The sequence below is a fragment of the Skermania piniformis genome (assembly GCF_019285775.1).
GTDB classification, from domain to species: domain Bacteria; phylum Actinomycetota; class Actinomycetes; order Mycobacteriales; family Mycobacteriaceae; genus Skermania; species Skermania pinensis.
Genome location: NZ_CP079105.1, coordinates 176,242 through 198,117, shown reverse-complemented (window position 1 = coordinate 198,117; position 21,876 = coordinate 176,242). Strand labels below are relative to the sequence as shown.

The 21,876-nt window shown below is 69.4% G+C and carries 18 protein-coding genes and 1 pseudogene; 9 read left to right on the top strand and 10 right to left on the bottom strand.

All coding sequences use genetic code 11. The features are described from left to right. Positions 1-88: 88 nt before the first annotated feature. The 5 genes from KV203_RS00895 to KV203_RS00875 all read right to left on the bottom strand — a co-directional run bounded on the left by KV203_RS00895 (position 89) and on the right by KV203_RS00875 (position 6,549). The gene (locus KV203_RS00895; RefSeq protein ID WP_373279265.1) at positions 89-1,114 is read right to left on the bottom strand and encodes an alpha/beta hydrolase; all 1,026 of its coding nucleotides are present in this window, start codon (positions 1,112-1,114) and stop codon (positions 89-91) included. A 183-nt stretch (positions 1,115-1,297) separates the two neighbouring features. Next, positions 1,298-3,163, bottom strand: coding sequence for an arabinofuranosyltransferase AftB family protein (locus KV203_RS00890; RefSeq protein ID WP_373279264.1), 1,866 nt, complete (start codon positions 3,161-3,163; stop codon positions 1,298-1,300). Next, positions 3,141-4,073 (bottom strand): decaprenyl-phosphate phosphoribosyltransferase, encoded by a 933-nt coding sequence (locus KV203_RS00885; protein ID WP_066474657.1) that lies wholly within the window; start codon positions 4,071-4,073, stop codon positions 3,141-3,143. The genes KV203_RS00890 and KV203_RS00885 overlap by 23 nt, the downstream gene beginning before the upstream one ends. A gap of 29 nt (positions 4,074-4,102) precedes the next feature. Beyond that, the gene (locus KV203_RS00880; RefSeq protein WP_066474632.1) at positions 4,103-4,627 is read right to left on the bottom strand and encodes a phosphatase PAP2 family protein; all 525 of its coding nucleotides are present in this window, start codon (positions 4,625-4,627) and stop codon (positions 4,103-4,105) included. Further along, positions 4,624-6,549, bottom strand: coding sequence for a glycosyltransferase (locus tag KV203_RS00875; RefSeq protein ID WP_373279263.1), 1,926 nt, complete (start codon positions 6,547-6,549; stop codon positions 4,624-4,626). Before KV203_RS00875 ends, KV203_RS00880 begins: the two co-directional genes overlap by 4 nt. A gap of 241 nt (positions 6,550-6,790) precedes the next feature. On the opposite strand from KV203_RS00875, the gene KV203_RS00870 reads away from it, so the two are divergent. From KV203_RS00870 to KV203_RS00855, 4 genes are read left to right on the top strand one after another with little or no spacing between them, the layout of a single operon-like run. Then, positions 6,791-8,050, top strand: a complete 1,260-nt coding sequence (locus KV203_RS00870) for an NADH:flavin oxidoreductase/NADH oxidase family protein (protein WP_066474630.1) — start codon at positions 6,791-6,793, stop codon at positions 8,048-8,050. 9 nt (positions 8,051-8,059) lie between these two features. Continuing rightward, positions 8,060-9,298, top strand: a complete 1,239-nt coding sequence (locus tag KV203_RS00865; RefSeq protein ID WP_066474627.1) for an acyl-CoA dehydrogenase family protein — start codon at positions 8,060-8,062, stop codon at positions 9,296-9,298. A 13-nt stretch (positions 9,299-9,311) separates the two neighbouring features. Continuing rightward, positions 9,312-10,292 (top strand): enoyl-CoA hydratase/isomerase family protein, encoded by a 981-nt coding sequence (locus KV203_RS00860; RefSeq protein WP_066474624.1) that lies wholly within the window; start codon positions 9,312-9,314, stop codon positions 10,290-10,292. Between the two features lie 9 nt (positions 10,293-10,301). Then, the gene (locus KV203_RS00855; RefSeq protein ID WP_246600391.1) at positions 10,302-11,321 is read left to right on the top strand and encodes an AraC family transcriptional regulator; all 1,020 of its coding nucleotides are present in this window, start codon (positions 10,302-10,304) and stop codon (positions 11,319-11,321) included. Between the two features lie 83 nt (positions 11,322-11,404). Here the strand turns inward: KV203_RS00855 and KV203_RS00850 are convergent, their stop codons facing one another. From KV203_RS00850 to KV203_RS00840, 3 genes are all read right to left on the bottom strand, one after another. Further along, a complete protein-coding gene (locus KV203_RS00850; protein WP_066474621.1) occupies positions 11,405-13,495 on the bottom strand; it encodes an NAD(+) synthase in 2,091 nt (696 codons plus the stop codon). A gap of 63 nt (positions 13,496-13,558) precedes the next feature. Beyond that, entirely contained in the window at positions 13,559-14,704 is a 1,146-nt protein-coding gene (locus KV203_RS00845; protein ID WP_066474619.1) for a thiolase family protein, read from the bottom strand. 1 nt (position 14,705) lies between these two features. Next, on the bottom strand, positions 14,706-15,116 hold the full coding sequence (locus KV203_RS00840; protein WP_066474613.1) for a Zn-ribbon domain-containing OB-fold protein: 411 nt from the start codon (positions 15,114-15,116) through the stop codon (positions 14,706-14,708). Positions 15,117-15,243: 127 nt separating this feature from the next. Here KV203_RS00840 and KV203_RS00835 point away from each other — a divergent pair, with 127 nt between their 5' ends. Continuing rightward, positions 15,244-15,447 (top strand): hypothetical protein, encoded by a 204-nt coding sequence (locus tag KV203_RS00835; protein ID WP_066474610.1) that lies wholly within the window; start codon positions 15,244-15,246, stop codon positions 15,445-15,447. A 38-nt stretch (positions 15,448-15,485) separates the two neighbouring features. Here KV203_RS00835 and KV203_RS00830 read toward each other — a convergent pair whose 3' ends face one another. Together KV203_RS00830 and KV203_RS00825 are read right to left on the bottom strand one after the other, a co-directional pair. Continuing rightward, positions 15,486-16,052, bottom strand: coding sequence for a PadR family transcriptional regulator (locus KV203_RS00830; protein ID WP_066474608.1), 567 nt, complete (start codon positions 16,050-16,052; stop codon positions 15,486-15,488). 66 nt (positions 16,053-16,118) lie between these two features. Further along, positions 16,119-18,136: pseudogene (locus KV203_RS00825) on the bottom strand (oxidoreductase). A gap of 84 nt (positions 18,137-18,220) precedes the next feature. Between KV203_RS00825 and KV203_RS00820 the strand changes: the two are divergent. The 4 genes from KV203_RS00820 to KV203_RS00805 all read left to right on the top strand — a co-directional run bounded on the left by KV203_RS00820 (position 18,221) and on the right by KV203_RS00805 (position 21,876). Continuing rightward, the gene (locus KV203_RS00820; RefSeq protein WP_066474606.1) at positions 18,221-19,339 is read left to right on the top strand and encodes an acyl-CoA thioesterase; all 1,119 of its coding nucleotides are present in this window, start codon (positions 18,221-18,223) and stop codon (positions 19,337-19,339) included. 99 nt (positions 19,340-19,438) lie between these two features. Continuing rightward, on the top strand, positions 19,439-19,681 hold the full coding sequence (locus KV203_RS00815) for a hypothetical protein (protein ID WP_066474597.1): 243 nt from the start codon (positions 19,439-19,441) through the stop codon (positions 19,679-19,681). Between the two features lie 30 nt (positions 19,682-19,711). Further along, positions 19,712-20,812 carry a TIGR03857 family LLM class F420-dependent oxidoreductase gene (locus KV203_RS00810; RefSeq protein WP_066474596.1) on the top strand — a complete coding sequence of 367 codons (1,101 nt, stop codon included), beginning with the start codon at positions 19,712-19,714 and terminating at the stop codon, positions 20,810-20,812. Then, on the top strand, positions 20,809-21,876 hold the full coding sequence (locus KV203_RS00805; protein ID WP_066474595.1) for a phosphotransferase: 1,068 nt from the start codon (positions 20,809-20,811) through the stop codon (positions 21,874-21,876). Before KV203_RS00810 ends, KV203_RS00805 begins: the two co-directional genes overlap by 4 nt.

The following is a 21,876-nucleotide window of genomic DNA, read 5'->3' as shown; positions in this document are numbered from 1 at the left end:
TCGCCCAGGGTCTGGAGCCGACCGAAAGAGACCGACCGGCAGCTCGACGAGCTGCCGGTCGGCAATCTGGTTTCGTTCTCGGCCCGACTCAGCCGATATGCGCGCTCAGGTCCGGCAGCATCCGGTAGACGTTGTCCGCCCACCACGGCCAGCTGTGCGTACCCACCGGCGGGTAGTCGTAGGTGACGTTGTTGTAGCCGAGCGAGGCGAGCCGCACCTGGAAGGCGCGGGTGTTGGCCAGCGCGATCGCCTCCAGGCCCATCGCGTTGCCGGTGTTGTACAGATCGACGAACGATCGTGGCTGGTCATGCATGCCCGGGATGCCGCTACCGGAGGCGATATAGAGCCGGATGCCCTCGTCCCGCAGCCGTGGCGCGAACACGAACGGGTCGTTGCGCAGCCAGTTCGGATCCCACGGCGGGCCCCACATCGCGTCGATGTTGTAGCCGTTCTGATCCAGGAAGGCCAACCGCATGGCCTCTTTCATGCCGGGCGCGGAGATGTTCAGGTAGCCGGAGAACGAACCGGCATAGGAGAACTGATTCGGGTGGTAGGCGGCCAGGGTGAGCGCGGCACTACCGCCCATCGACAGCCCGAAGATGCCGTTGCGGGTCTGGCTGAAGCCCAGCCGAGCGGCCAGCGCATTCGGCAGATCCCGGGTGATGAAAGTCTCCATCCGGTACGGGAACTTCTGCGACGAGCCGGAGCTGGAGCCGAACCCGAACTCGCTGGGCGCCTCCCAGTCGGAGTAGAAGCTGCATTCCCCGCCGACCGGCATGACCACGTTGATGTTCGCCCGGGTCAGCGCGTTCGCGATGTCGGTCTCGATCTCCCACCCGTTCAGGTCGGTGCGCGCCCGCAGGCCGTCCAGCGCGTAGACGACCCGAGCGGTGTTTCCGTCGGCGGCGCGGAAGATGCGCGACTTGAGCGGGACACCGTTGGCGTCGTTGGCCCAGAAGTCGAAGCCGGAGGGATTGAAGGCCGCATTCGCGGTCGGGGCGGCGTGCACGGCCGCCAGGCCCAGCGGAGCGAGCATCGCCATTGCGATCGCAAGCACGGCCCTCCGCACCCACGAAGAGCGGTGACTCATCCGCCTCGATACTCGCATCGACATCCGACCTTTCCCTCGCTGTGCGACCGACGTCGCGCAGTTTCTTGCAGTCCAGTCGCCACTACCTCTGATGCACCTGCGACCAGTGTGGTTGGTGTTACCGGCGTGACTATTGCTGCACGTATCGTGTATCTATCGCCGCCACGGCACGCTGGGTTACGCAACCGAAACGAAAGTACCAGGCTGTTACGGCGTCGTCTCCGGTGGAATCTGCAAACCGCACCGTTCGATGTCGTACTTGGGCACCCGGTCGATCCGGTAGTCGGCAAACTCGAACGATCGTTTGAGGTTCTGTTTCCACCGATCCCAGGTCAACTGCGACCGATACGACGTGAGCAAATCTCGAGTTTCCGGGCAGGTGAGCGCCACCTGCGCTTGCCGCACCCAGTTGCGGTCGAAGTACGCCGGTAACCACGGATGCTCGTCCACCAGGTCCAGGTCCGCGATCGCCCAGTCGGCGAACAAACTCTTGTCGTGGCCGATCCGGCCGTCGGTGAGTCGGTCCGAGTGTGCGGCGAGCGGATACGCCAAGCCCATCGGATCGAGCACCCGGACCTCGAGCGGAACGTTCATACTGGTCATTCCCAAGTTCAGGAAATACACCGTGTGACCGACACCCTCCGGCGGTACCGGCGCCGGCGGCGGTATGACGTCCCAGCTGGTGAACCCCGGGGTGTTCACCAGCAGGCCGCCGTCCGGCGTCGCGGCGATCGCTGCCACCATCGGCCGCATGCGCGGGTAGTCCAGATAATCCTCGGCCCGAATCGGATGCGCGTGACCGGTGTAGAGCGAGTAATAGGCCCGCTCGTCCACGATCCCGGTCTTGCCGATCTGGGTGCCGGTGGCGTGGGTGTTCGCCGCGATCGCGGCCCAGCCCAGCACCACCAGACCGCCGGCGACGGTGACCGCCCGCGCCCGAGTGAGGCTGCCGGTGACCGGCACCGGAAGCACGGCGACCGGCAGCAGCAGCAGAAACACCACCGGCAGCAGCATCCGGCCGTGCATGAAGTCGCCGCCGACCCGCAACGAGTAACCCAGCAGCAGCAGGGCGCACAGATACAGCACGCCGACCACGGCCCGCGGCGAACGCAGCCGCCGCCGACCCGAAACCTGCGGGCCGGAAACCTGCACGCCCGACCGCACCGCCAGCACCGCCAGCCCGGCGAGGATCAGCAACGGCAACCACAGCCAGTACGGCCCGACCAGATCGGCCAGATACGCAAAACCCTGATTCCATTTGGACCCGGCCGCGTCCTTGGCCACCGCGGTATTCGGATAGGGCAACGCGTAGTACCCCATCCGCCAAATCTGGTAGCCGAGCGGCAACGCCCCGGCCACCGCCACGAACGCCGCCCGGGTGCGGAGCCCGCCCGGCATCGGCGCGCAGAACACCAGCAACAGCACGAGCGCGCCGACCACCGCCATCTCCGGGCGGATCAGCGGACCCAGCCCGGCGGTGAAGGCCAGGCCGAGCACACTCGGCAACCGCACCCGATCCGCCTGCGCCCAGCGGATCGACAACAGCCAGAGCGCACCAATCCAGCAAAGAACCAGCGAACTTTCCAAACCGGACGTAGCGTAATCCCGGGCCGGCGGGATGGCGATATAGACCAGCCCGCCGGCCGGCACCAGCACACCGCTGGCAGGGCCGCCCCAGAACCGGCCGGCGCCGAGCATCGCGCACACCACCGCGCCCACCGAGAGCGCCAGGGTGATCGTGAGTACGACGTACTCCAGGCGGACCTGACTGAGCCAGCTACCCGCATAGACCAGATAGGTCCAGGCGGCGCTGGTATTGGTCTCCACCCGTTCGCCCGCATTGAATACCGGCCCGTTGCCGGCCGCCAGGTTGCGCACGGTGCGCAGCACGATCAGCCCGTCGTCGGCGATCCATCGCCGCTGCCAGCCACCGATCAGGAACAGCGCGGCGACGAGCGCGACGCCGGCCGCGAAGCCGAACCGAGCCGACCGCCCGACCGGGGCCGGCACCGGCTCGGCGGTGCTCCGCCGGGCGTCCGTCGTCGGTTTGTCATACGAGGTAGAGAGCGACACAGACGACTCCGATCCAGACGACCGCGAGCAGTTGGAGTATCCGATCGCCCAAAGCGATCTCCTCCGGCTCGCCGGCCTGGCCCCCGTCTACGTCGACCGCGTACCGCAGGATCGCGATGGTGAACGGAATCATCGAGATCGCGAACCACGAACTGCCCTGCTGCTGATCGCGTTCGAAAGCCCACAACCCATAGAACACCACAACCGCGGTCGCGGCCAGCGTCCAGACAAACCGCAGGTAGGTCGGCGTGTACGACTCCAGCGACTTCCGGATCTTGGCCCCGGTCCGCTGGGTCAGCTGGATCTCGGCATACCGCTTGCCCGCCGCCATGAACAGCGAGCCGAACGCCATGATCAACAGGAACCATTGGGACAGCGGGATACCGGCTGCCGCGCCGCCGGCCACCGCGCGGAGCAGGAAGCCGGAGCTGACGATGCAGATGTCGATCACGTACTGGTGTTTCAGCCCGAGGCAGTAGGCCAGCTGGATCACGATGTAGATCGCCATGACCACGGCGAGTCGCCAGTCGGCCAGGAACGAGAGCGCGATCGACCCGGCGAACAGCACCACCGCAAGCCCGTAGGCCAGGTTGACCGGGAGCACACCGGCGGCGATCGGGCGATAACGCTTGGTCGGGTGCGCCCGGTCGGCCTCGACGTCGAGCGCATCGTTGACCAGGTACACCCCGGACGCCGCCAGGCAGAACGCGACGAACGCGATCCCCACCGGGATGAGCACGTCGATGTCGTTGATCGAGCCGGCGGCCAGCGGCGCGGCCAGGACCAGCACGTTCTTGACCCATTGGCGCGGCCGGATGGCCTTGACGATCGCGGCCGGCAGATTCTTCGGTGGGCCGAGCGGTGGGGTAGCCGGCTCGACGACATCCCGGGCGGTCTGCTGCTCGGTCATCGGCAGCACTCGCTCAACTCGCACATCGCTCAACTTTCCTCGAGCTTCCTCTCGACCGCTCGCACCATCGCCGCGGACGCGGCACCCAGTGCGGCTCCGGCCAGCACATCGGTCGGGTAGTGCACGCCGAGCACGAGCCGAGACAACAGCATCGGCGGCACCAGCACCGCGGGTAAGGGTAGCCCGGTCAGTTCACCGGCCAGCACCGCGGCAGCCGCCGTGGAGGTCGCATGCGAGGAGGGAAAGCTCAGCTTACTCGGCGTCGAGACGTTGACCTGCACCGATTGGTCGTCCGGCCGCGGGCGACGAACCACCCGCTTGATCACGATGGACGCCGCGTGCGCACCGACCGCGCCGACCGCCACCCCGGCCCAGCGGCGGCGCCGCGGCCGGTCGAGCAGCGCGCCGACCGCGCCGATCCCGATCCAGCCGAGCGCGTGCTCGCCGAAGTGCGACATGCCGCGCGCGGCGGCGAGCACCCGCGGGTCCGCGCCGACGCCGGCCTGCACCGCGTTGAGCACCCGGGTCTCGACCGGCTCGGATCCGAATCTCATTCCGCCGCCCCTGCCCCGAATGCCGCCGCCCAGCGCTGTCGGCTGCTCAGCTCGGCGTGGGCCGCCCGGTACTCGGTCTTCAGCTCCGGAAACCGCCGAGCCAACTCCCGCCGCAGCCGCAACGCCTCGGTCAGCAACTCGCGAGCTATTCGCGGGTCTCGCTTCCGATACACCACGCCGCGGCCGTCCGCGGTGGTCACGGTGACCCCGTCCACCTGGGAGAGCAGGTACCAGCGGGCGTCCAGGGTCGGCACGTTCAACTGCGGCCGGTCGTGATGGGCCGCGGCCGGCCGGCGCAGGTTGTGCACGATGCCCTTGCCCAGCCGGCGCACCTTGGCGAGCGTGCCGCCCGGGTCACCGACCGCACCGACCCCCGCCCCGGACGCCAACGGCAGCTCGGTGGAGGACGGCAGGATCACCGCGTCCGGATACTCCCGGCGCAGGTCGGCGACCTTACCGAGCGCGGTCGGCAGCAACTCGAACAGCGCCTCCGGCCCCCGCATGAAGTCCCGGATCGCTTCGTTCTGGATGGCGACGGTGGAGTACTCCAGGCACAGCAGGTGCTTGAGCGTCGCCTTGACGCTGTTGCGGATCAGTCCCTGCCCATCCCCCGGCTGGTACAGCGCGGCAACCACCAGCCGGTTGCGCAGGTGGAAGTAGGCTTGCCAATCGATCGCGTCGTCCTTGTCGCTCCACGCCATGTGCCAGACGGCGGCACCGGGCAGGGTCACCGTCGGGTAGCCGTGTTCCCGGGCGCGCAAGCCGTACTCGACGTCGTCCCACTTCAGGAACAGCGGCAGCGGCTGGCCGATCTCCTCGGCGACCCGGCGCGGGATCACGCAGGTCCACCAGCCGTTGAAGTCGACGTCGATCCGCCGGTGCAGGAGCTTGGAATTGTCCCGATCGCGCAGCGGGTACTTGGCGAAGTCGTGGTCGTATTCGACGTTCGGCGGCGCGCTCCACATCCAGATGCCGCGGTCGACCACCTCGCCCATCACGTGCAGGTGCGAACGTTCCTGCAGGTTGAGCATCTGCCCGCCGACCAGCAGCGGCGAACGGGCGAACCGGGCGAACGCCAGCGCGCGCAGGATCGAGTCCGGCTCGATCTCGATGTCGTCGTCCATGTAGACGAGGTATTCGGCGTCGGTGGTTTTCAGTGCTTCGTACATCACCCGGCTGTAGCCGCCGGAACCGCCCAGGTTCGGCTGGTCGTACACGGCGAGCCGATCGCCGAAGCCGCGGGCGGCCTCGGCGAACCCCGGCTGGTACACCACTTTGTGGCTGCCCTGGTCGGCGATGATCACCGCACTGATCTTGTCCGCGACCAGCGGGTCCGCGCCGAGCGCGGCCAGGGTGGTGACCAGGTCGGCCGGCCGGTTGAACGTCGGCATGCCGACCGCGATGGTGCCCGCGTCCGGTGGCGCGCTGCTCGCGTACCAGCCCGCTTCCACCAACGTCGCGTCGGTGTCGGTGGTGACGTCGAACCAGATCCAGCCACCGTCCTCGAACGGTGCCAGGCTCACCTCGAACTCGAGCTCCCCGTCCCGGAACTCGGCGCCCCGGACATGGATCCGCGAGCCGTCTGCCTTGGACCGGTACACGTCCACCCGGCCGTGCCCGGTGAGGGTCAGCCGCAGCAGCACCTCGCCGAGCACGCTCCAGCGTCGCCAGTAGCTCGCCGGGAACGCATTGAAATACGTGCAGAACGAGGTTTCGGACTCCGCGCCGAGCTGCAGTTCGGTGCGGGTAGGAGCGTGCGCCCGCCGCGCGTTGGTCGGCGATTCCTCCAGGTAGAGGGTGCGCACGTCGAGCGGCTCACCCGGCCGGGGCAGGATCACCCGCTGCAGCAGGGTGGCCACCCGATCCGGCGTACCGAGGTCGGACGGCGCGGGTTCGGTCGCCAACAGTTGCTCCGGACTCACCCGTACTCCCTCACCACACTCGGACTGTTTTCGTCGATCGCGCTACAGGCTACCGAGGCCGGGTGGGACTGCCCGCGCGGCCGACGAAGTGTGCCGGCCGGTCACCGGCGTGCCTGATCGAGTAACTCTCATGCCGTCACGCACCTGTCGGCACCGACCCGAAATTCCTACCGTTGTTCTCATCACCGGCACTCCCGCCGGGAGTCGAATCCGAAGTCGCGGAACGTAGTTGGAGAACACAATGGCGCAATCACCGCACCGGCCGGAGCACTTGGCACGGCCGCTGCCGCTGCCGTCGGGCAGCTCGCTCGCCAATCGCATCGCCAAATCGGCACTCAGCGAAGGCCTGGGCGACCGCGATCAGGCACCGACCCCGAGTCTGATCCGGCTCTACCGCCGCTGGGCCGATTCCGGCGCCGGCTTGCTGATCACCGGCAACATCATGGTGGACCGACGCGCGCTCGGCGAGGTCGGCAACGTCGCCATCGAGGACGACCGGCACCAAGAGCTGCTGCGCGCCTGGGCCGCCGCCGCGACCGCATCGGGCGCCCAGGCCTGGGTGCAGCTCAACCACCCCGGCCGGCAGGCACCGCGGGCACTCAATCGGACGGCTCCGGTGGCACCGTCCGCGATCGCCGTGAGCGGCGCACCCGGTGCGTTCGGGACACCCCGAGCGCTGACGACGCCGGAAATCGAGGAGATCATCGGCCGATTTGCCACCGCCGCCCGGGTCGCGGTGGCCGCGGGATTCACCGGCGTCCAGATCCATGCCGCGCACGGCTACCTGATCAGCCAGTTTCTGTCGCCGCTGACCAACCGCCGGGATGACGAATGGGGCGGTAGCCCGCACCGCCGCCGCCGCTTTCTCCTGGAGATCGTGCGCGCGGTCCGCGCCGAACTCGGCCCGGCCGTGCCGATCGGGGTCAAGCTGAACTCGGCCGACTTCCAACGCGGCGGCATGACCGAAGACGAATCGATCGAGGTCGTTCTGGCGCTCGTCGCAGCGGGCGTCGACCTGCTCGAGGTCTCCGGCGGCAACTACGAGTCGACCGCTTTCATGGGCGCCGCCGGAGTGGCGGCCTCGACCCGGGCCCGCGAAGCCTACTTCCTCGACTACGCCGAGCGGGTTCGCGCCGCCGTCACCCGGGCCGGCCACGATCTGCCGCTCATGGTGACCGGCGGCTTCCGCACCGCGACCGTGATGGATGCGGCGATCGCCGACGGCGCGGTCGACCTCGTCGGCCTGGGCCGCCCGCTGATCATCGAACCGGATCTGCCCCGCCGGATTCTGGCCGGCGCGTCCGGCGCCCGCCGCATCGAGGTCAAACCGATCCGGATCAAGCATCTGGAAGGCATGGGTGAGCTGCTCTGGTACGGCGTGCAGATCCGTCGGCTCGGCCGCGGTAAGGACCCCGACCCCGACCGGCACCCGTTGCGCAACCTGCCGCAGTACCTGAGCAACGCCGGGATGCTCCCGACCCGCCGCGGCTTCGCCGCCTAGGAGACCGCCATGTCCATCGAATTCACTCTCACCGAAGCGCAAGCCGAACTGCGCGACACCGCGCGCGTATTCGCTGCGACCCACCTGGCTCCGCTCGTCGAGCAGGTGCGTACTACCCCCGACCCGTACCAGGCGGCGCTGCTGACCCGACCGGCGCACGCGGCGGCCGTCCGCGCCGGACTGTTGAAAGGCATGATCCCGGAAATCTTCGGCGGCACGATGAACAGCGGCGTCGACGCCGCGATCGTCACCGAAGAACTCGCCGCGGTGATGCCGGACTTCGTCGCCGCCATGGCCGGCGTCATGCTCGCGCTCACCCCGGTCTACCTGGGCGGCGACCCGGAACAGACCCGGCGATTCCTGGCCCCGTTCCTGGCCGGCACCGGGTCGCCGCAGGCGGTCATGGCACTCAGCGAGCCGGCCGGTTCGGCCAACTTCGCCGCGTCGCCGCCGGCCGCGGGCCTGCAGACGACGGCCGTCCTCGACGGCGACGAATGGGTGATCACCGGCGAGAAGCAGTGGTCGGCCAATCTCGGCGGCTGGGACGGCGCCGGCCCGGATCTGATGGTCGTCGCGTGCCGAACGCCGGGTGGGGTGTCGCTCATCGGCGTCGAGCGCGCCCACGTCACCCGGGAGAACCTGGTCGTGCTGGACACACTCGATATGCCCGGGCTGCGCGGGCACCTCACCCAGCGGGTGCGGCTCGAGCAGGTGCGCGTGCCGCGGCACAACCTGATCGGCCCGGAGGGGCTGGGCGCCGAACTGACCTACGCGGCGTTCACCGCGAGCGGCGCGGCGGTCGGCCTGCTCGCCGTCGGCTCGATGCGCGCCGCGTTCGATATCGCGTTCCGCTTCGCCAAGGAACAGACCCGCGGTGGCGATGTCCCGATCATCGGACACCGGCCGGTGTCCGACATCCTCGGCGACGCCAAGGGCCGGATCGAAGCCGTCCGGCTGCTGTCCTGGCGCGCGCTCGATGCCGTCGTCGGCGGACAGCCCGGCGCTCTGGAACTGGCTCTGCACGCCAAGATCTTCGGCTCGGAGACCGCGGTCGACGTGATCAACCAACTGATCCGGGTGGTCGGCGTCACGGCGTACGACCGGAACTTCCCACTCGTGCATCACCTGCTCGATGCGCTCGCCTACCCGATCTTCGAGGGCGGCAACATCGGTGTTCGCCGCCGGCAGCTGGCCGATGTGCTGGCCGCCGACGGCTGGCACCCACTCACCGCGTCCGGCCTGAAGTAAGGAGGAAACCCGCATGCGAAAGAACTCGGCAGCGTTGGCCGATACCCGATTCGATCGGCTCGAGGTGACCATCGACGGCACGGTTGCCGTCGTCCGGATGGACGGTGGTCCACTCGGCATGCTCGACCGGCCGTTGGTCGCCGACCTGGCGGGCCTGGTCGATGTCGCCGACCGCGACCCGGCGGTCCGCGCGGTCGTCCTGACCGGGGCGCGGCCCGACCGGTTCGCCGGCCACGCCGACGTCCGCTGGATGCGCGAAGGGTCGGACAACAGTCCCCCCGTCGGCCGCCGGGGCGCGGTCGCCGCGCTGCGGTTCGTCGGTGCCGCCGCGCGATCGGTGCGGTTCCGCGCGGCGGCGAGCCGCACCGTCCTCGCCGGCGTGCTGGAGCTGGACCGCTTCCACGACACGTTCGTCCGGATGAACTCCAGCAGTGTGATCTATCTGGCGGCGATCAACGGCGCTGCGCTGGGCGGCGGCGCAGAGCTGGCCTGGGCCTGCGATATCCGGCTGATCGCCGACCACGCCGACGCCTGTCTCGGCCAACCCGAGGTGCTGATGGGTTTCCACCCGGGCGGCGGCGGTACGCAGCGGCTCACCCACCTGGTCGGACCGCAACGGGCACTGCGGATGATCCTGGACGGCGCACCGATCGACGCTGCCCGAGCGCTCGAGATCGGTGCCGTCGACGCGGTGGTCGACCCGGCGGACCTGGTCGGGGAAGCGATCGGGTGGGCCCGCCGACTGGCCGCCCGGCCGGCCGCAGCGGTCGGCGCGATCAAGCGGGCGGTGTATTTCGCCGCGTCCCGGCCGTTGTCCGAGGGTCTGCTGGCCGAACGATCGGAGTTCCTGCAGGTGCTGGCGACGCCGCAGACCCGGGAGATCATGCACGCCTATATCCGGGACTACGAGGCTGCCGGCCGGTTGCTGTTACACGACCCCGAGGCTCGGGATCAAGCGCTGCAGCACGGTCACTGGCCGGTCGCAGGTGGCTAGCCTGGAGCGGTGGATTGGGACCAGCCGCGGCCGCCGGTGAGCCTGCTGCTCATGACCCAGATCGCGACCCTGTCCGGCGCCGATCCGCGGGACTGCCTGGCCGGTACCGGACTCACCCCGCAGCAGCTGCTCGACCCGCGGGTGGAGGTGACGCCGCGGCACGACCTCGCCGTGGCACGCAACCTGCTGACACTGATCCCGAACGGCCACCCTGGGCTGGCGACGGGCAGCCGGTTCCGGTTGAGCGAGCAGGGAATCTACGGCTTCGCGCTGCTCAGCAGCCCGACCTTGCGGGACGCGATCACGGTCGGGATCCAGTTCCTCGATCTGGCCTTCGCGATGGGCACGGTGCAGGCCCGCACCGCACCGGACGGCACCGAGCACCTGGTGCTCGATGCCCCGGAGGTGCCGCCTACCCTGCGCCGCTTCTACGTCGAACGCGACGCGGCGTCGATCATGACGATCCAGCGGGGGCTCCTGCCCGACCGCTCGGTGATCCGGCACGTCGAGTTCGCCTTCCCCGCACCGGAGAGCCTCGACCGCTACGTCGAGGTGTTCGGTGTCCGGCCGGACTTCGACGCAGCCGAAACCGTCCTCGTCGTCGACGCGAGCGAACTCGACCGGCCGCTACCGGGCGCCAATCCGCACACGTCCGCGCACGCGGTAGCGCAATGTCGGCAGCTGCTCGACTCCCGCCGGGCCCGGACCGGGGTCGCCGGGCGGGTGCGCGACGAGCTGGTCGCACGGATCGACGATCCGCCTCCGCTCGACGACGTCGCGGCGATACTGCACCTGAGCGGACGTACGCTGCGCAAACACCTGACGAACGAGGGCACCTCGTACCGGCTCCTGCTCGACGAGGTCCGCGAGCACCTGGCCGAGGAGTTGCTGCTCACCGCCCGGCTGCCGGTCGAACAGATCGCCCACCGGCTGGGGTATCGAGAGGTCACCAGCTTCTCCCAGGCCTTCCGGCGGTGGAAGGGAGTCGGGCCGCGCGAGTTCCGGTCGCGATACTCGACGTCACCCTGAGCCCGCTCGCCGAGCGGGCTCTGGTGGCGTTCGGCTCTCGGGCGATGCCGCCACCAGAGCCCGTTCGGAGCATTCGGTGGCGTTCAGTCCGGTCGCACGCTCGCCAGGTCGGCCAACCACGCCGCGGCGACCGCGTCCGACGGCATGCGCCAGTCGCCGCGTGGGGACAACGACCCACCGGCCACCACTTTCGGCCCGTTCGGCAGTGCGGACCGCTTGAACTGGTTACCGAAGAATCGCCGGATGAACACCTCCAGCCAATGGCGGATCGTCGCCAGGTCGTAGGCGGCGCGCTCGTCGACCGGATAGCCCGCCGGCCAGTCACCCACCGATGCGTCCCGCCACGCCGCCTCGGCCAGGAAGGCGATCTTCGCCGGCCGATAGCCGCGACGCAGCACGTAGTACAGCGTGAAGTCCTGCAACGGATACGGCCCCACCGAATCCTGGGTGGCCTGCGGCCGCTCCCCCGGCTTGGTCGGGATCAGCTCCGGGGTGATCTCGGTATCCAGGATCGAGACCAGCGTCGTGTTCACCGCACCATCGAACTGATCGGTGCTCATCACCCACCGGATCAGGTGCTGGATCAGCGTTTTCGGGATGCCGGCATTGACCCCGTAGTGGCTCATCTGGTCGCCTACCCCGTAGGTACACCAGCCCAGCGCCAGCTCGGACAGGTCACCGGTGCCCAGCACGATCCCGCCGCGCTGATTCGCCGCCCGGAACAGCAGGTCGGTACGCAGGCCCGCCTGGACGTTCTCGAAGGTCACGTCGTACACCTGCGCACCGTCGCCGGCCGGATGCCCGAGATCGCGCAGCATCTGGGCGGCCAACGGGCGGATATCGATCGTCTCGAACGTGACCCCCAACGCCCGCGCCAGCGCTGCCGCGTTGCTCCGGGTGTGCTCGGTGGTGGCAAACCCGGGCAGGGTGAACGCCAGAATATCGGTGCGCGGCCGACCCAGCCGGTCCATCGCCTGGGCGGCGACAATCAACGCGTGCGTGGAGTCCAGCCCGCCGCTGACCCCGATCACCAGCTTCGCCGACCCGATCGCGCGCAACCGCTGTTCCAGGCCGGATACCTGGATGTTGTAGGCCTCGTAGCAATCCTGTGCGAGCAGCGCGGGGTCGTCCGGAACGAACGGGAACCGGTCCACCCGGCGGCGCAACCCGAGGTCACCGTCCGGCGGGTGCAGCGTGAACCCGATCGTGCGGAACGACTGCCCGTCCCGGCCGAGCACCCCCTCGGCACGCCGATTGTCGTCGAAACTGCCCTGCCGCAGCCGTTCCTGCCGCAACCGGTCCAGATCGACATCCACCACCGTCCGGGCCGCCGCTGCCGGGAAGCGCTCGCTCTCACCGAGCAGCTCACCGCACTCGTAAACCATGGTCATCCCGTCCCAGGACAGGTCGGTGGTGCTCTCCCCCGCGCTGGCCGATGCGTAGACGTAGGCGGCGTTGCACCGCGCGGACGCCGATCGGGCCAGCAGCTGCCGGTCCGCCGCCCGCCCGACGGTGATCGGCGACGCGGACAGATTCAGCAGCACCGTGGCGCCGGCGAGCGCGGCCCGGGCGCTCGGCGGCACCGGCACCCACATGTCCTCACAGACCTCCACGTGCAGGATCAGGCCCGGCAGATCGGTCGCCGCGAACAGCAGATCCGACCCGAACGGGACCTGCCCGGCCGGGTCGGCGCCGGGCCAGTGCGGCCGATCCAACACCGGCCGGGCCGGCTCATCGCCGGCGGCGAACTGCCGCTTCTCGTAGAACTCCCGGTAGTTCGGCAGAAACGACTTGGGCACCACCCCGAGCACCACGCCGTCGTGCAGTACGACCGCGCAGTTGTAGAGCCGACCATCAACCAGCACCGGAGCACCCACGACCACCATGGGCAACAGCCCGGCAGTGGCTCGCGCCAGGGTGGCGATCGCCGCGTCCACCGCGTCCAGCAGCACGTCCTGCAGGAGCAGATCGTCGATCGCGTACCCGGACACCGACAGCTCCGGAAACAACGCGACCGCGACCCCGTCGTCGTGGCAGACCAGCACCTGCTCGGCGATGCGTTGCGCGTTGGTCGCCGGATCGGCGATGGCTACCGGCAGGGTGCACGCCGCGACCCGGGCGAAGCCGTGCCGGTAGATGTTGCGGAAATCGGCCGACTGACGGATGACGGTCACAGACCGAGAGTCTGCCGGACGGCGGCAGTCGTCGATGCCGGAAGGCACCCGCGTCGAACTCGATCACCGGGACAGGATCGACACCCCCGCCGTCCCCGGCGCACCGTAGAGCTGGGCGTAACCCACCCGCGGGTTGCCCGGGACCTGCCGGTCGCCGGCGGTGCCGCGCAGCTGTTGGGTCAGCTCGTACACCTGCCGCAGCCCGGACGCACCGATCGGCTCGCCGTTGGCGATCAGGCCACCGTCGGTGTTGGTCGGCAGTCGCCCGCCGATCTCGGTGGCCCCCTCGGCGACCAGCTTCTCCTGCTCGCCGTCGGCGCAGAACCCGTTCTCCGCCATGTGGATCACCTCGGCACCGGCGTCGGTGTCCTGCAGCTGGATCACGTCCACGTCCTCCGGTCCGATCCCGGCCTGCTCGTAGGCCGCGCGGGACGCGTACACCGTGGGCGCCGCGTCCTGCTCGACCGCCGCCCAGGAGGCGTGCACCTCGAACGCACCGTACCGCCGCGTCCGTAACGCTGTGGCCCGCAGAAAGATCGGGGTCGAGGTGTAGCGGTGCGCCTGGTCGGCCCGGCACATCAGCACCGCTGCCGCACCCTCGTCCGGCGAGCAGAACATGTACTGGGTCAACGGGTAGTTGAGCATTCGCGAGGCGAGGATCTCCGACTCAGGAATTGCCTTGCGGCGCAGCGCGTTCGGGTTCAACGAACCGTTGCGGTAGTTCTTCGCGGCCACCTTCGCCAGGGTCTCGTGCGAGATCCCGTGGTCGTACATGTACCGGTTGATCTTCATCGCGAAGAACTTCGTGGTCAGGAAGAAGCCCTGCTCGCCGTACCAGGCCGGCGCGCCGTAGTCGACCGGATCGGAGGTGAACGCGCCGTGCCCGTGCTTGTCCATCCCGACCGCGATGCCCAGGTCGTACTGCCCGGAGCGGATGCCGTCCGCCGTGAGTTGCAGGCAGGTCGCCGCGGTCGCGCAGCCGTTGTAGACGTCCATGAACGGGATACCGGTCAGGCCCAGCCGACCGGTCACCGCGTCCGGGTTGTCCACCTCGAAGCTGCCGCCGAACCCGAACTGCACGTCGCGCCATTCGGCACCGGCGTCGGCCAAGGCGGCCCGGGCCGCCTCGGCACCCATGTCGATCGCGGACTTGGCGCCGAACCGGCCGAACGGGTGCAGGCCGACCCCGACGATCGCCACCTCGGTCATGTCAGGCCCCTTCCACCGGCGCGAACGCATACGAAAGTGCGCCGCCGAACGGCACGAGCACGAGCTCCATCTCCATCCCGATGGCGAGCCGATCGATGTCGGCGGTGGTCAGCCGGGCCTCGACCCGCACCTCCCCGCCGAGCTCGACCAACCCCACCCCGTACGGCTGGAATGTCTCCGGCGTCTCGCCGCCGGCGTACGGCTCCTTGGGGAGGAAGCCCTGGGTGGTGAACGTCCACAACGTGCCCCGCCGGGCGAGCGGATGCTGCTCGACCGCGACCGCACCACATCGGGCGCAGGATGGCGGAGCGGGGAATGTGACCGAACCGCAGTCCGTGCATCGCCCACCGACGAGGCGGGGGCCGTCGGAGCCGTCGGTGAACACGCCAGGCGCGAAAGGCGTATCTGCCATGGCCCAACGGTAACAGCGTACGACCAATATCGAAACCTTCTTCTCAACTGAAGAGAGCGTTACTCTCCATGATCGAAGTGGCGCAGTTGAACCTTCGAATGCCCGGACCGGCGCGGTATGGTACTGCATGGCATCGATCCAGACCTTGGAGCGTCGGATTGCGCTGCTGGAAGCCCGGCTGAACGAACTCGAGGGCGGCTACGGCGAGTCCATCTACGCGATGCGCCGAGAGCAGATTTGTCAACGGATCATCCTGGAGCGGATCGCCGTGACCGGTGGTGCGGATGCTGGGGTCTCTGGGGAGGAGATCGACCAAGTGCTCGACGAGTGAATCGCTGCCGATACCTTTTTCTCTGACGCTCGCCGCCGTCACCGTGCGCGCAGCGCGGCCCGCCGAGCAGTCGCGTCGAGGACGAACCCGCACCAACGAATGTTCTCGGTTTCGAAGAACATGCCGCGGGCCAGCGCGAGATACGGCCCGATCCGGTCGGCGGTGGCCAGGAACTCCGCTTCGGATCGACCGTCGAGAATCCGTTCGCGGCGCCGTTCGTACCGTTCCAGTTTGGCCTCCGCGGCCCGCTTCTTCTCCCGGATCGCCTGCAGTACCGGCTCGATGTCCCCGGCCTCCATGGATTGGACCTGCACGAGCAGCTCGTCCCGGATTGCGGTGGGCCGGGGCGTCCGGGCATTGCCGGCCCGAAGCGCCGCCCGGCCGGCATCGGTGACGCGGAAGACCTTCTTGTTCGGCCGCTTCTCCTGCTCGACGAGCGTCGCCGAGATCAGGCCGTTCGCTTCCATCTTCTCCAGCTCTCGATACAGCTGCTGCGGCGTCGAGGTCCAGAAGTTGGCCGTCGACGCGTCGAACTTCTTGGTCAGGTCGTACCCGGACGCCTCGCCGTCGAGCAGGGTGGCCAGGATCGCGTCGCACAGTGCCATGGCGCAAACTTTATCGAGAACTGAATAGTCGCTTCGTTGACCGTGTGCCGCGAGGTCCCGATCGGGTCAGATCGATGCCGCGAGCCGCGTACCCTGATCGATCGCGCGCTTGGCGTCGAGTTCCGCGGCGACGTCGGCACCCCCGATGACGTGCGACGTTATCCCGGCGGCGACGAGATCGGCGACGAGCGACGGTTCGGCTCCTGACCCGTGCAGAGCACGACGGTATCGGCGGCGACGACCTGTTCGGTGCCGTCGCGGAGGTAGTGCAGCCCCTCGTCGTCGATGCCGACGTAGGTGGCTCCGGCCACCATCGCGACGCCGCGGTGCTTCAGTTCGGTGCGGTGGATCCATCCGGTCGTCTTGCCCAGTCCCGCACCGACCTTCGACTCCTTGCGCTGCAACAGCGTGATGCGGCGCGGCGCCGGAGCCCGCTCCGGCCGGGTGAGTCCGCCGACGCCGGCATGCTCGGCGTCGACGCCCCAGGCCGCGAGGAAGGTCGGGATGTCCGCGCTGGTGTTCGTGCCCGGGTCGCTGAGAAACTCGGCGACGTCGAAGCCGATGCCACCCGCGCCGAGAATCGCCACCCGCTCGCCGACGGGAGCTGCGTCCCGCAAGACGTCGAGGTAGTTCAGGACGTTCGGGCGATCGATACCGTCGAGGTCGGGAGTGCGTGGCTCCACTCCCGTCGCCAGTACCACCTCGTCGAATCCGGCCAGGTCCGCGACCGTGGCGGTATGCAGTAACCGCAACTCGACGTCGTTGCACGCCAGCTGGTAGCGGTAGTACCGCAGCGTCTCGTCGAACTCCTGCTTGCCCGGCACCCGGCGCGCGATATTCAGCTGACCACCCACCTCCTCGGCCGCGTCGAAGAGGGTGATCCGGTGGCCGCGCTGCGCCGCGGCGACCGCGAAGGACAGCCCGGCCGGCCCCGCGCCCACGACGGCGATCCGTTTCGTGATCCGCGCGGGACCCAGGACCAGCTCGGTTTCATGGCAGGCGCGCGGATTGACCATGCAGGAGGTGATCTGCAGCGAGAACGTGTGGTCCAAGCAGGCCTGATTGCACCCGATGCAGGTGTTGATCGCCTCCGGGGTGCCGGCTGCGGCCTTCGCGACGAAGTCCGGGTCGGCGAGGAACGGGCGGGCCAGCGAGACCATGTCGGCGTAGCCGCCGGCGAGCAGTTCCTCGGCCTTCTCCGGGGTGTTGATCCGGTTGCTCGTCACCAACGGCACCGACACCGCACCCATGAGCTTCTTGGTCACCCACGCGTAGGCACCGCGCGGCACCGACGTCGCGATGGTCGGGATGCGGGCCTCGTGCCAGCCGATGCCGGTGTTGATGATGGTCGCCCCGGCCGCCTCGACCTCTTTTGCCAGCAGGACGACCTCGTCGAAGGTCGATCCGTCCGGCACCAGATCGAGCATGGACAGGCGGTAGACGATGATGAAGTTCGGGCCGACCGCCGCCCGAACCCGACGCACGATCTCGATCGGAAACCGCATGCGGTTCTCGTACCGGCCACCCCAGGCATCGGAACGCCGGTTCGTGTGGCGGACGATGAACTCGTTGATCAGGTAGCCCTCGGACCCCATGATCTCGACGCCGTCGTATCCGGCGTCCTTGGCCAGCACGGCACACCGGACGTAGTCGGCGATCGTCTGCTCGACCTCGTCGGCGGACAGCTCCTTGGGCCGATGCGCGCTGATCGGCGCCTGGATCGGGCTGGGCGCAACCAGGTCCGGGTGGTACGCGTACCGGCCGAAATGCAGGATCTGCATGGCGATCGTGCCACCCGCGGCGTGGACCGCAGCGGTGACGACGCGATGCCGGGCCGCGTCGGCGGCGCCGGTCAGCATGGCACCACCCGGGTACGGCCGGCCCGCCTCGTTCGGTGCGATGCCGCCGGTGACGATCAGGCCCACGCCGCCGCGGGCCCGCTCGGCGTAGAACGCCGCCATCCGGTCGAACCCGCCGGGCGCCTCCTCCAGGCCGACGTGCATCGAGCCCATCAGGACCCGGTTGGGCAGGGTGGTGAAGCCGAGATCGAGCGGCTCGAGCAGGTGTGGGTAGTCAACGCTCACGGTATACCTCAAATTGTATAGTCAATTTTATTAATAGCGTAGCGCACCGCGTCGCACCCCGACCGGCAGCGGGATAATCACCCGATGATCACGACAGTCGGCTACCCCGTCCGCGCCTTTCGCGACGGGACGTTGCTCGGCGAGACGGTCGCGGCACTGCGGGTAAACCATCCCGATTCCGCTCCGGAGCTGTGGTTCCCGGCCGGGGACGTGCTCGGCGCGGGCCCCGGCCGGGACGGCACGGGCGAACTGGCCGGCTACATCTGCTTCGATCCCGTCCAGGTCGACGTGCAGGTGATCGATCGCCGGCCCGGCGATGCCGACCGCGACGTGACGGTGAAACGGTGGCCGACCTGGGGTGATGCCGCGGATCTGATCGCCGCACTGGACGTCCGGCAGCAGAACGGCCGGTGGTGCGGCGCGGCGCGCTCCGACTGGCGTCGACCGGTGGTGGAGGGCAGCCAGATGCTCGGCCAGGCCCTGGTGGCCGCGAGCCGCCACACCGGTGGACGACGTCCGGTATTCGCCTCGATGGTGTTTCCGCGGGTCGCGGATGCGCGTATTCCGGTGCCGATCGAGCTGACCGAGGTGGCCACCGGGCGCAGTTTCACCGCGTTGCAGGTCCGCGGTAGCCAGCACGACCGGGTCTGCGCCGCCGGCACGCTGCTGCTGGATGCCACCGCACCCGATGTGATCCGGCACGCCGACCCACCGCCCGCGGTCGCCGGGCCCTATGCCAGCGCGCCGGTGGACATGTCGGTCACCGGCCGGGATCTGCGAATCGTCGACGACGCCTACACCGGCGACCCGGACGCGCCGGTCGGGCCACCGGTCCTCGACGCCTGGCTGCGCTATCCCGAGGTGCCGGCCGATCCGGCACTGCACATCGGGCTGCTGGCCCAGTTCACCGGACACCTGTCGATCGCCGCGGCGCTGCGCCCACACGCCGGGATCGGCCAGGACGCCGCCCACCACACGTTGTCCACCGCGATCAACGCGATCAACGTGTCGCTGCACGCCGAGGTGCGCGCCGACCGCTGGTTGCGGTACCGGCATCTTTCGACCTTCGCCGGCGACGGCATGACCCATGCCGAGTGCCGGGTGTACACCGAGGACGACGCGCTGATCGCCTCGTTCACCGTCGAGGCGATGGTGCGCGCCGCGGCCGGGCTCGACCGGCCGGCCGATCGGCGGCGAATGTGATCCCGATCCCAGAGAGAGACCGCCGGTCTAGTTTCCGGCCGAGTGCTTGCTATAGTTAGCAGGCAGTTAGCACTTTCCGCGAAACCCAGGAGGTTACCCATGCCGAGCATCGACACCCAGCCGATCAGCGACGCCCACGACAAGATCTTCGAGAGCGTGATCGACGCGCTCGGCGATGCCCGCGACCGCATCCTCGCCGTCGACGCCCTGGAGAAGGTTCCGAACGCCGAGCGGGTCGTCGACCGCAGCTTCGATCTGCTGACCAAGGGCTTGACCAAGCAGCACGACTTCGTCGAAGACCTGCTGGCCCGGGCACGGACGTCGTCGTCCACCGCCGCCTGACCCGCCGGCTCACGCGTCGATAATGACCGGGTGGCGACGCACCCGGGCCGGCCGGCCTATCCCGAACTCGGCTGCTACGGCCTGGCCGGACATACCGACCGGCCCGGCGACCTGATCGGTGAGGTGCGTCGCGCCGAGGAACTCGGCCTGGGCGCGATCTTCCTGTCCGAGCGGTTCAACTACAAGGACGCCGCGGTGTTGTCCGGTATGGCTGCGGCCGCCGGCACCACCCTCGGCATCGCCACCGCCGCGACCAACCACAACACCCGCCACCCGCTGGTCACCGCCACCATGGCGGCGACGATGCACCGGGCCACCGGCGGCCGGTTCGCGCTCGGGCTGGGCCGCGGTTTCGCCCCGCTGTTCGACCTGATGGGCGTGCCGCCGATCACCAACGCCCAGCTCGCCGACGCGTTCGCGGTGCTGCGCCGGCTGTGGGCGGGCGAGAAGTTCGCCCATTCCGGCCCGATCGGCGACTACCCGTTCCTGATGCCGCTCGGCGACCTCGCCGAAACGATCCCGCTGCTCATGGTGGCGATCGGGCCGAAATCGCAGGCGTTGGCCGGGCGGATCGCCGACGCCGTGGTACTGCACACCTACCTGACCGACGAGGCGGTGGCCCGGGCGGTGGCGATCATCCGGGAGGCCGCCGAGCAGGCCGGTCGCGACCCGGCGACGGTCCGGATCTGGGCCTGCACCGCCGTCGTCGACGACGCGCTCGACGAACCGACCCGGCTGCGCATGACCGTCGGCCGGCTCGCCACCTATCTCCAGGGCTACGGCGACACACTGGTCGCGGCCAACCGGTGGGACCCCGAACTCCTGCGCCGGTTCCGCGCGGACCCGTTCGTCAGCGGGTTCGGCGGCGCGTTCGACGCGGTCGGCACCGTCGACGACCTGGCCCGGCTCACCGCGACGGTGCTGCCCGCGGAGTGGCTCGGCGCCGCGATCACCGGCTCCGCGGCCGACTGCGCTCGGCAGATCGACCACCAGTTCGCCGCGACCGGAGTAGACAGCATCATCATGCACGGAGTCACCCCGGACCAGCTCGCCGGCGTCGTCGCCGGATATGCCGCGGTCCGCTCGGCCGGGCACGACCGGCTCCCGGCCAACCCGGGCTGGACCCGATGATCGCGCCGGTCCCGCTGCTCGCCGACCTCACCCCGGCGTGGCTCGGCGACGCGCTCGGCCGCACCGTGACCGGCGTCGACACCGAGCTGGTCGGCACCGGGCAGATGGGCAGCTGCCATCGGCTGCGACTGCACGGCGACCCGGACCTGCCGGCGACCGTGCTCGCCAAACTCCCGCTGGCCGACGCCGCCGCCCGCGCGGCGATGGCGTTCGGCTACACCAACGAGATCCGGTTCTACCGCGAGCTGGCCGACACCGTGGACATCCGGGTCCCGGCCTGCCATTACGCCGGGCTCGGCGACGCCGGGGTATTCACCCTGCTGCTCGAGGACCTGGCACCGGCCCGGGTGGGCGACCAGCTCGCCGGCTGCACCCCGGCGCAGGCGACCGCCGCCGCGGTGAACCTGGCCGGGCTGCACGGGCCGCGCTGGAACGACTCGACCCTGCTGGAGATCGAGGGAATGCTGTTGCCCACCAAGGAAATCAGCGCGATGTCCCAGCTCGCGTTCACCCCGACGATGGATACCTTCCTGACCGCGATCGGCGACACCCTGACCCCGGCGGATGTCGATACCCTGCGCGCGGTGACCCCGCACATCGGCGACTGGATGAGCGGGCGCGCCGAGCGGCACACCCTGCTGCACATGGACTACCGGCTGGACAACCTGCTGTTCGGCGCCGACGGCACCGTCTTCGCGGTCGACTGGCAGGGCATGTCGGTCGGTCTCGGCGGGCGTGACGTCGCGTTCTTCCTCTCGACCAGCCTCTCGATCGCCGACCGCCGCGCGCACGAGCGCGAGATCGTCGGTGCCTACCACGCCCGACTGCTCGACTACGGCGTGACCGGGCACCCCCTCGACCAGTGCTGGGACGACTACCGCTACGGCATGCTCCAGACCATCTTCATCACGGTGTTCGGCCTGGTGCTCGGCGCCCGCACCGAGCGCGGCGACCGGATGTTCCGGCGGATGATCGAGGGCGGGTGCACGGCGATCCGCGACCTCGACGTGCTCGCCCTGCTGGAACAGCCGGCCGGGCCGCAACGACCACCCACCGGAGGGTAA

Excerpts from the sequence above, each read along its gene's own strand:
- KV203_RS00895 (WP_373279265.1), bottom strand. The coding sequence starts at position 1,114 with ATGTCGATGCGAGTATCGAGGCGGATGAGTCACCGCTCTTCGTGGGTG.
- KV203_RS00885 (WP_066474657.1), bottom strand. The coding sequence starts at position 4,073 with ATGACCGAGCAGCAGACCGCCCGGGATGTCGTCGAGCCGGCTACCCCA.
- KV203_RS00880 (WP_066474632.1), bottom strand. The coding sequence starts at position 4,627 with ATGAGATTCGGATCCGAGCCGGTCGAGACCCGGGTGCTCAACGCGGTG.
- KV203_RS00870 (WP_066474630.1), top strand. The coding sequence starts at position 6,791 with ATGGCGCAATCACCGCACCGGCCGGAGCACTTGGCACGGCCGCTGCCG.
- KV203_RS00865 (WP_066474627.1), top strand. The coding sequence starts at position 8,060 with ATGTCCATCGAATTCACTCTCACCGAAGCGCAAGCCGAACTGCGCGAC.
- KV203_RS00860 (WP_066474624.1), top strand. The coding sequence starts at position 9,312 with ATGCGAAAGAACTCGGCAGCGTTGGCCGATACCCGATTCGATCGGCTC.
- KV203_RS00845 (WP_066474619.1), bottom strand. The coding sequence starts at position 14,704 with ATGACCGAGGTGGCGATCGTCGGGGTCGGCCTGCACCCGTTCGGCCGG.
- KV203_RS00840 (WP_066474613.1), bottom strand. The coding sequence starts at position 15,116 with ATGGCAGATACGCCTTTCGCGCCTGGCGTGTTCACCGACGGCTCCGAC.
- KV203_RS00835 (WP_066474610.1), top strand. The coding sequence starts at position 15,244 with ATGGCATCGATCCAGACCTTGGAGCGTCGGATTGCGCTGCTGGAAGCC.
- KV203_RS00830 (WP_066474608.1), bottom strand. The coding sequence starts at position 16,052 with ATGGCACTGTGCGACGCGATCCTGGCCACCCTGCTCGACGGCGAGGCG.
- KV203_RS00820 (WP_066474606.1), top strand. The coding sequence starts at position 18,221 with ATGATCACGACAGTCGGCTACCCCGTCCGCGCCTTTCGCGACGGGACG.
- KV203_RS00815 (WP_066474597.1), top strand. The coding sequence starts at position 19,439 with ATGCCGAGCATCGACACCCAGCCGATCAGCGACGCCCACGACAAGATC.
- KV203_RS00805 (WP_066474595.1), top strand. The coding sequence starts at position 20,809 with ATGATCGCGCCGGTCCCGCTGCTCGCCGACCTCACCCCGGCGTGGCTC.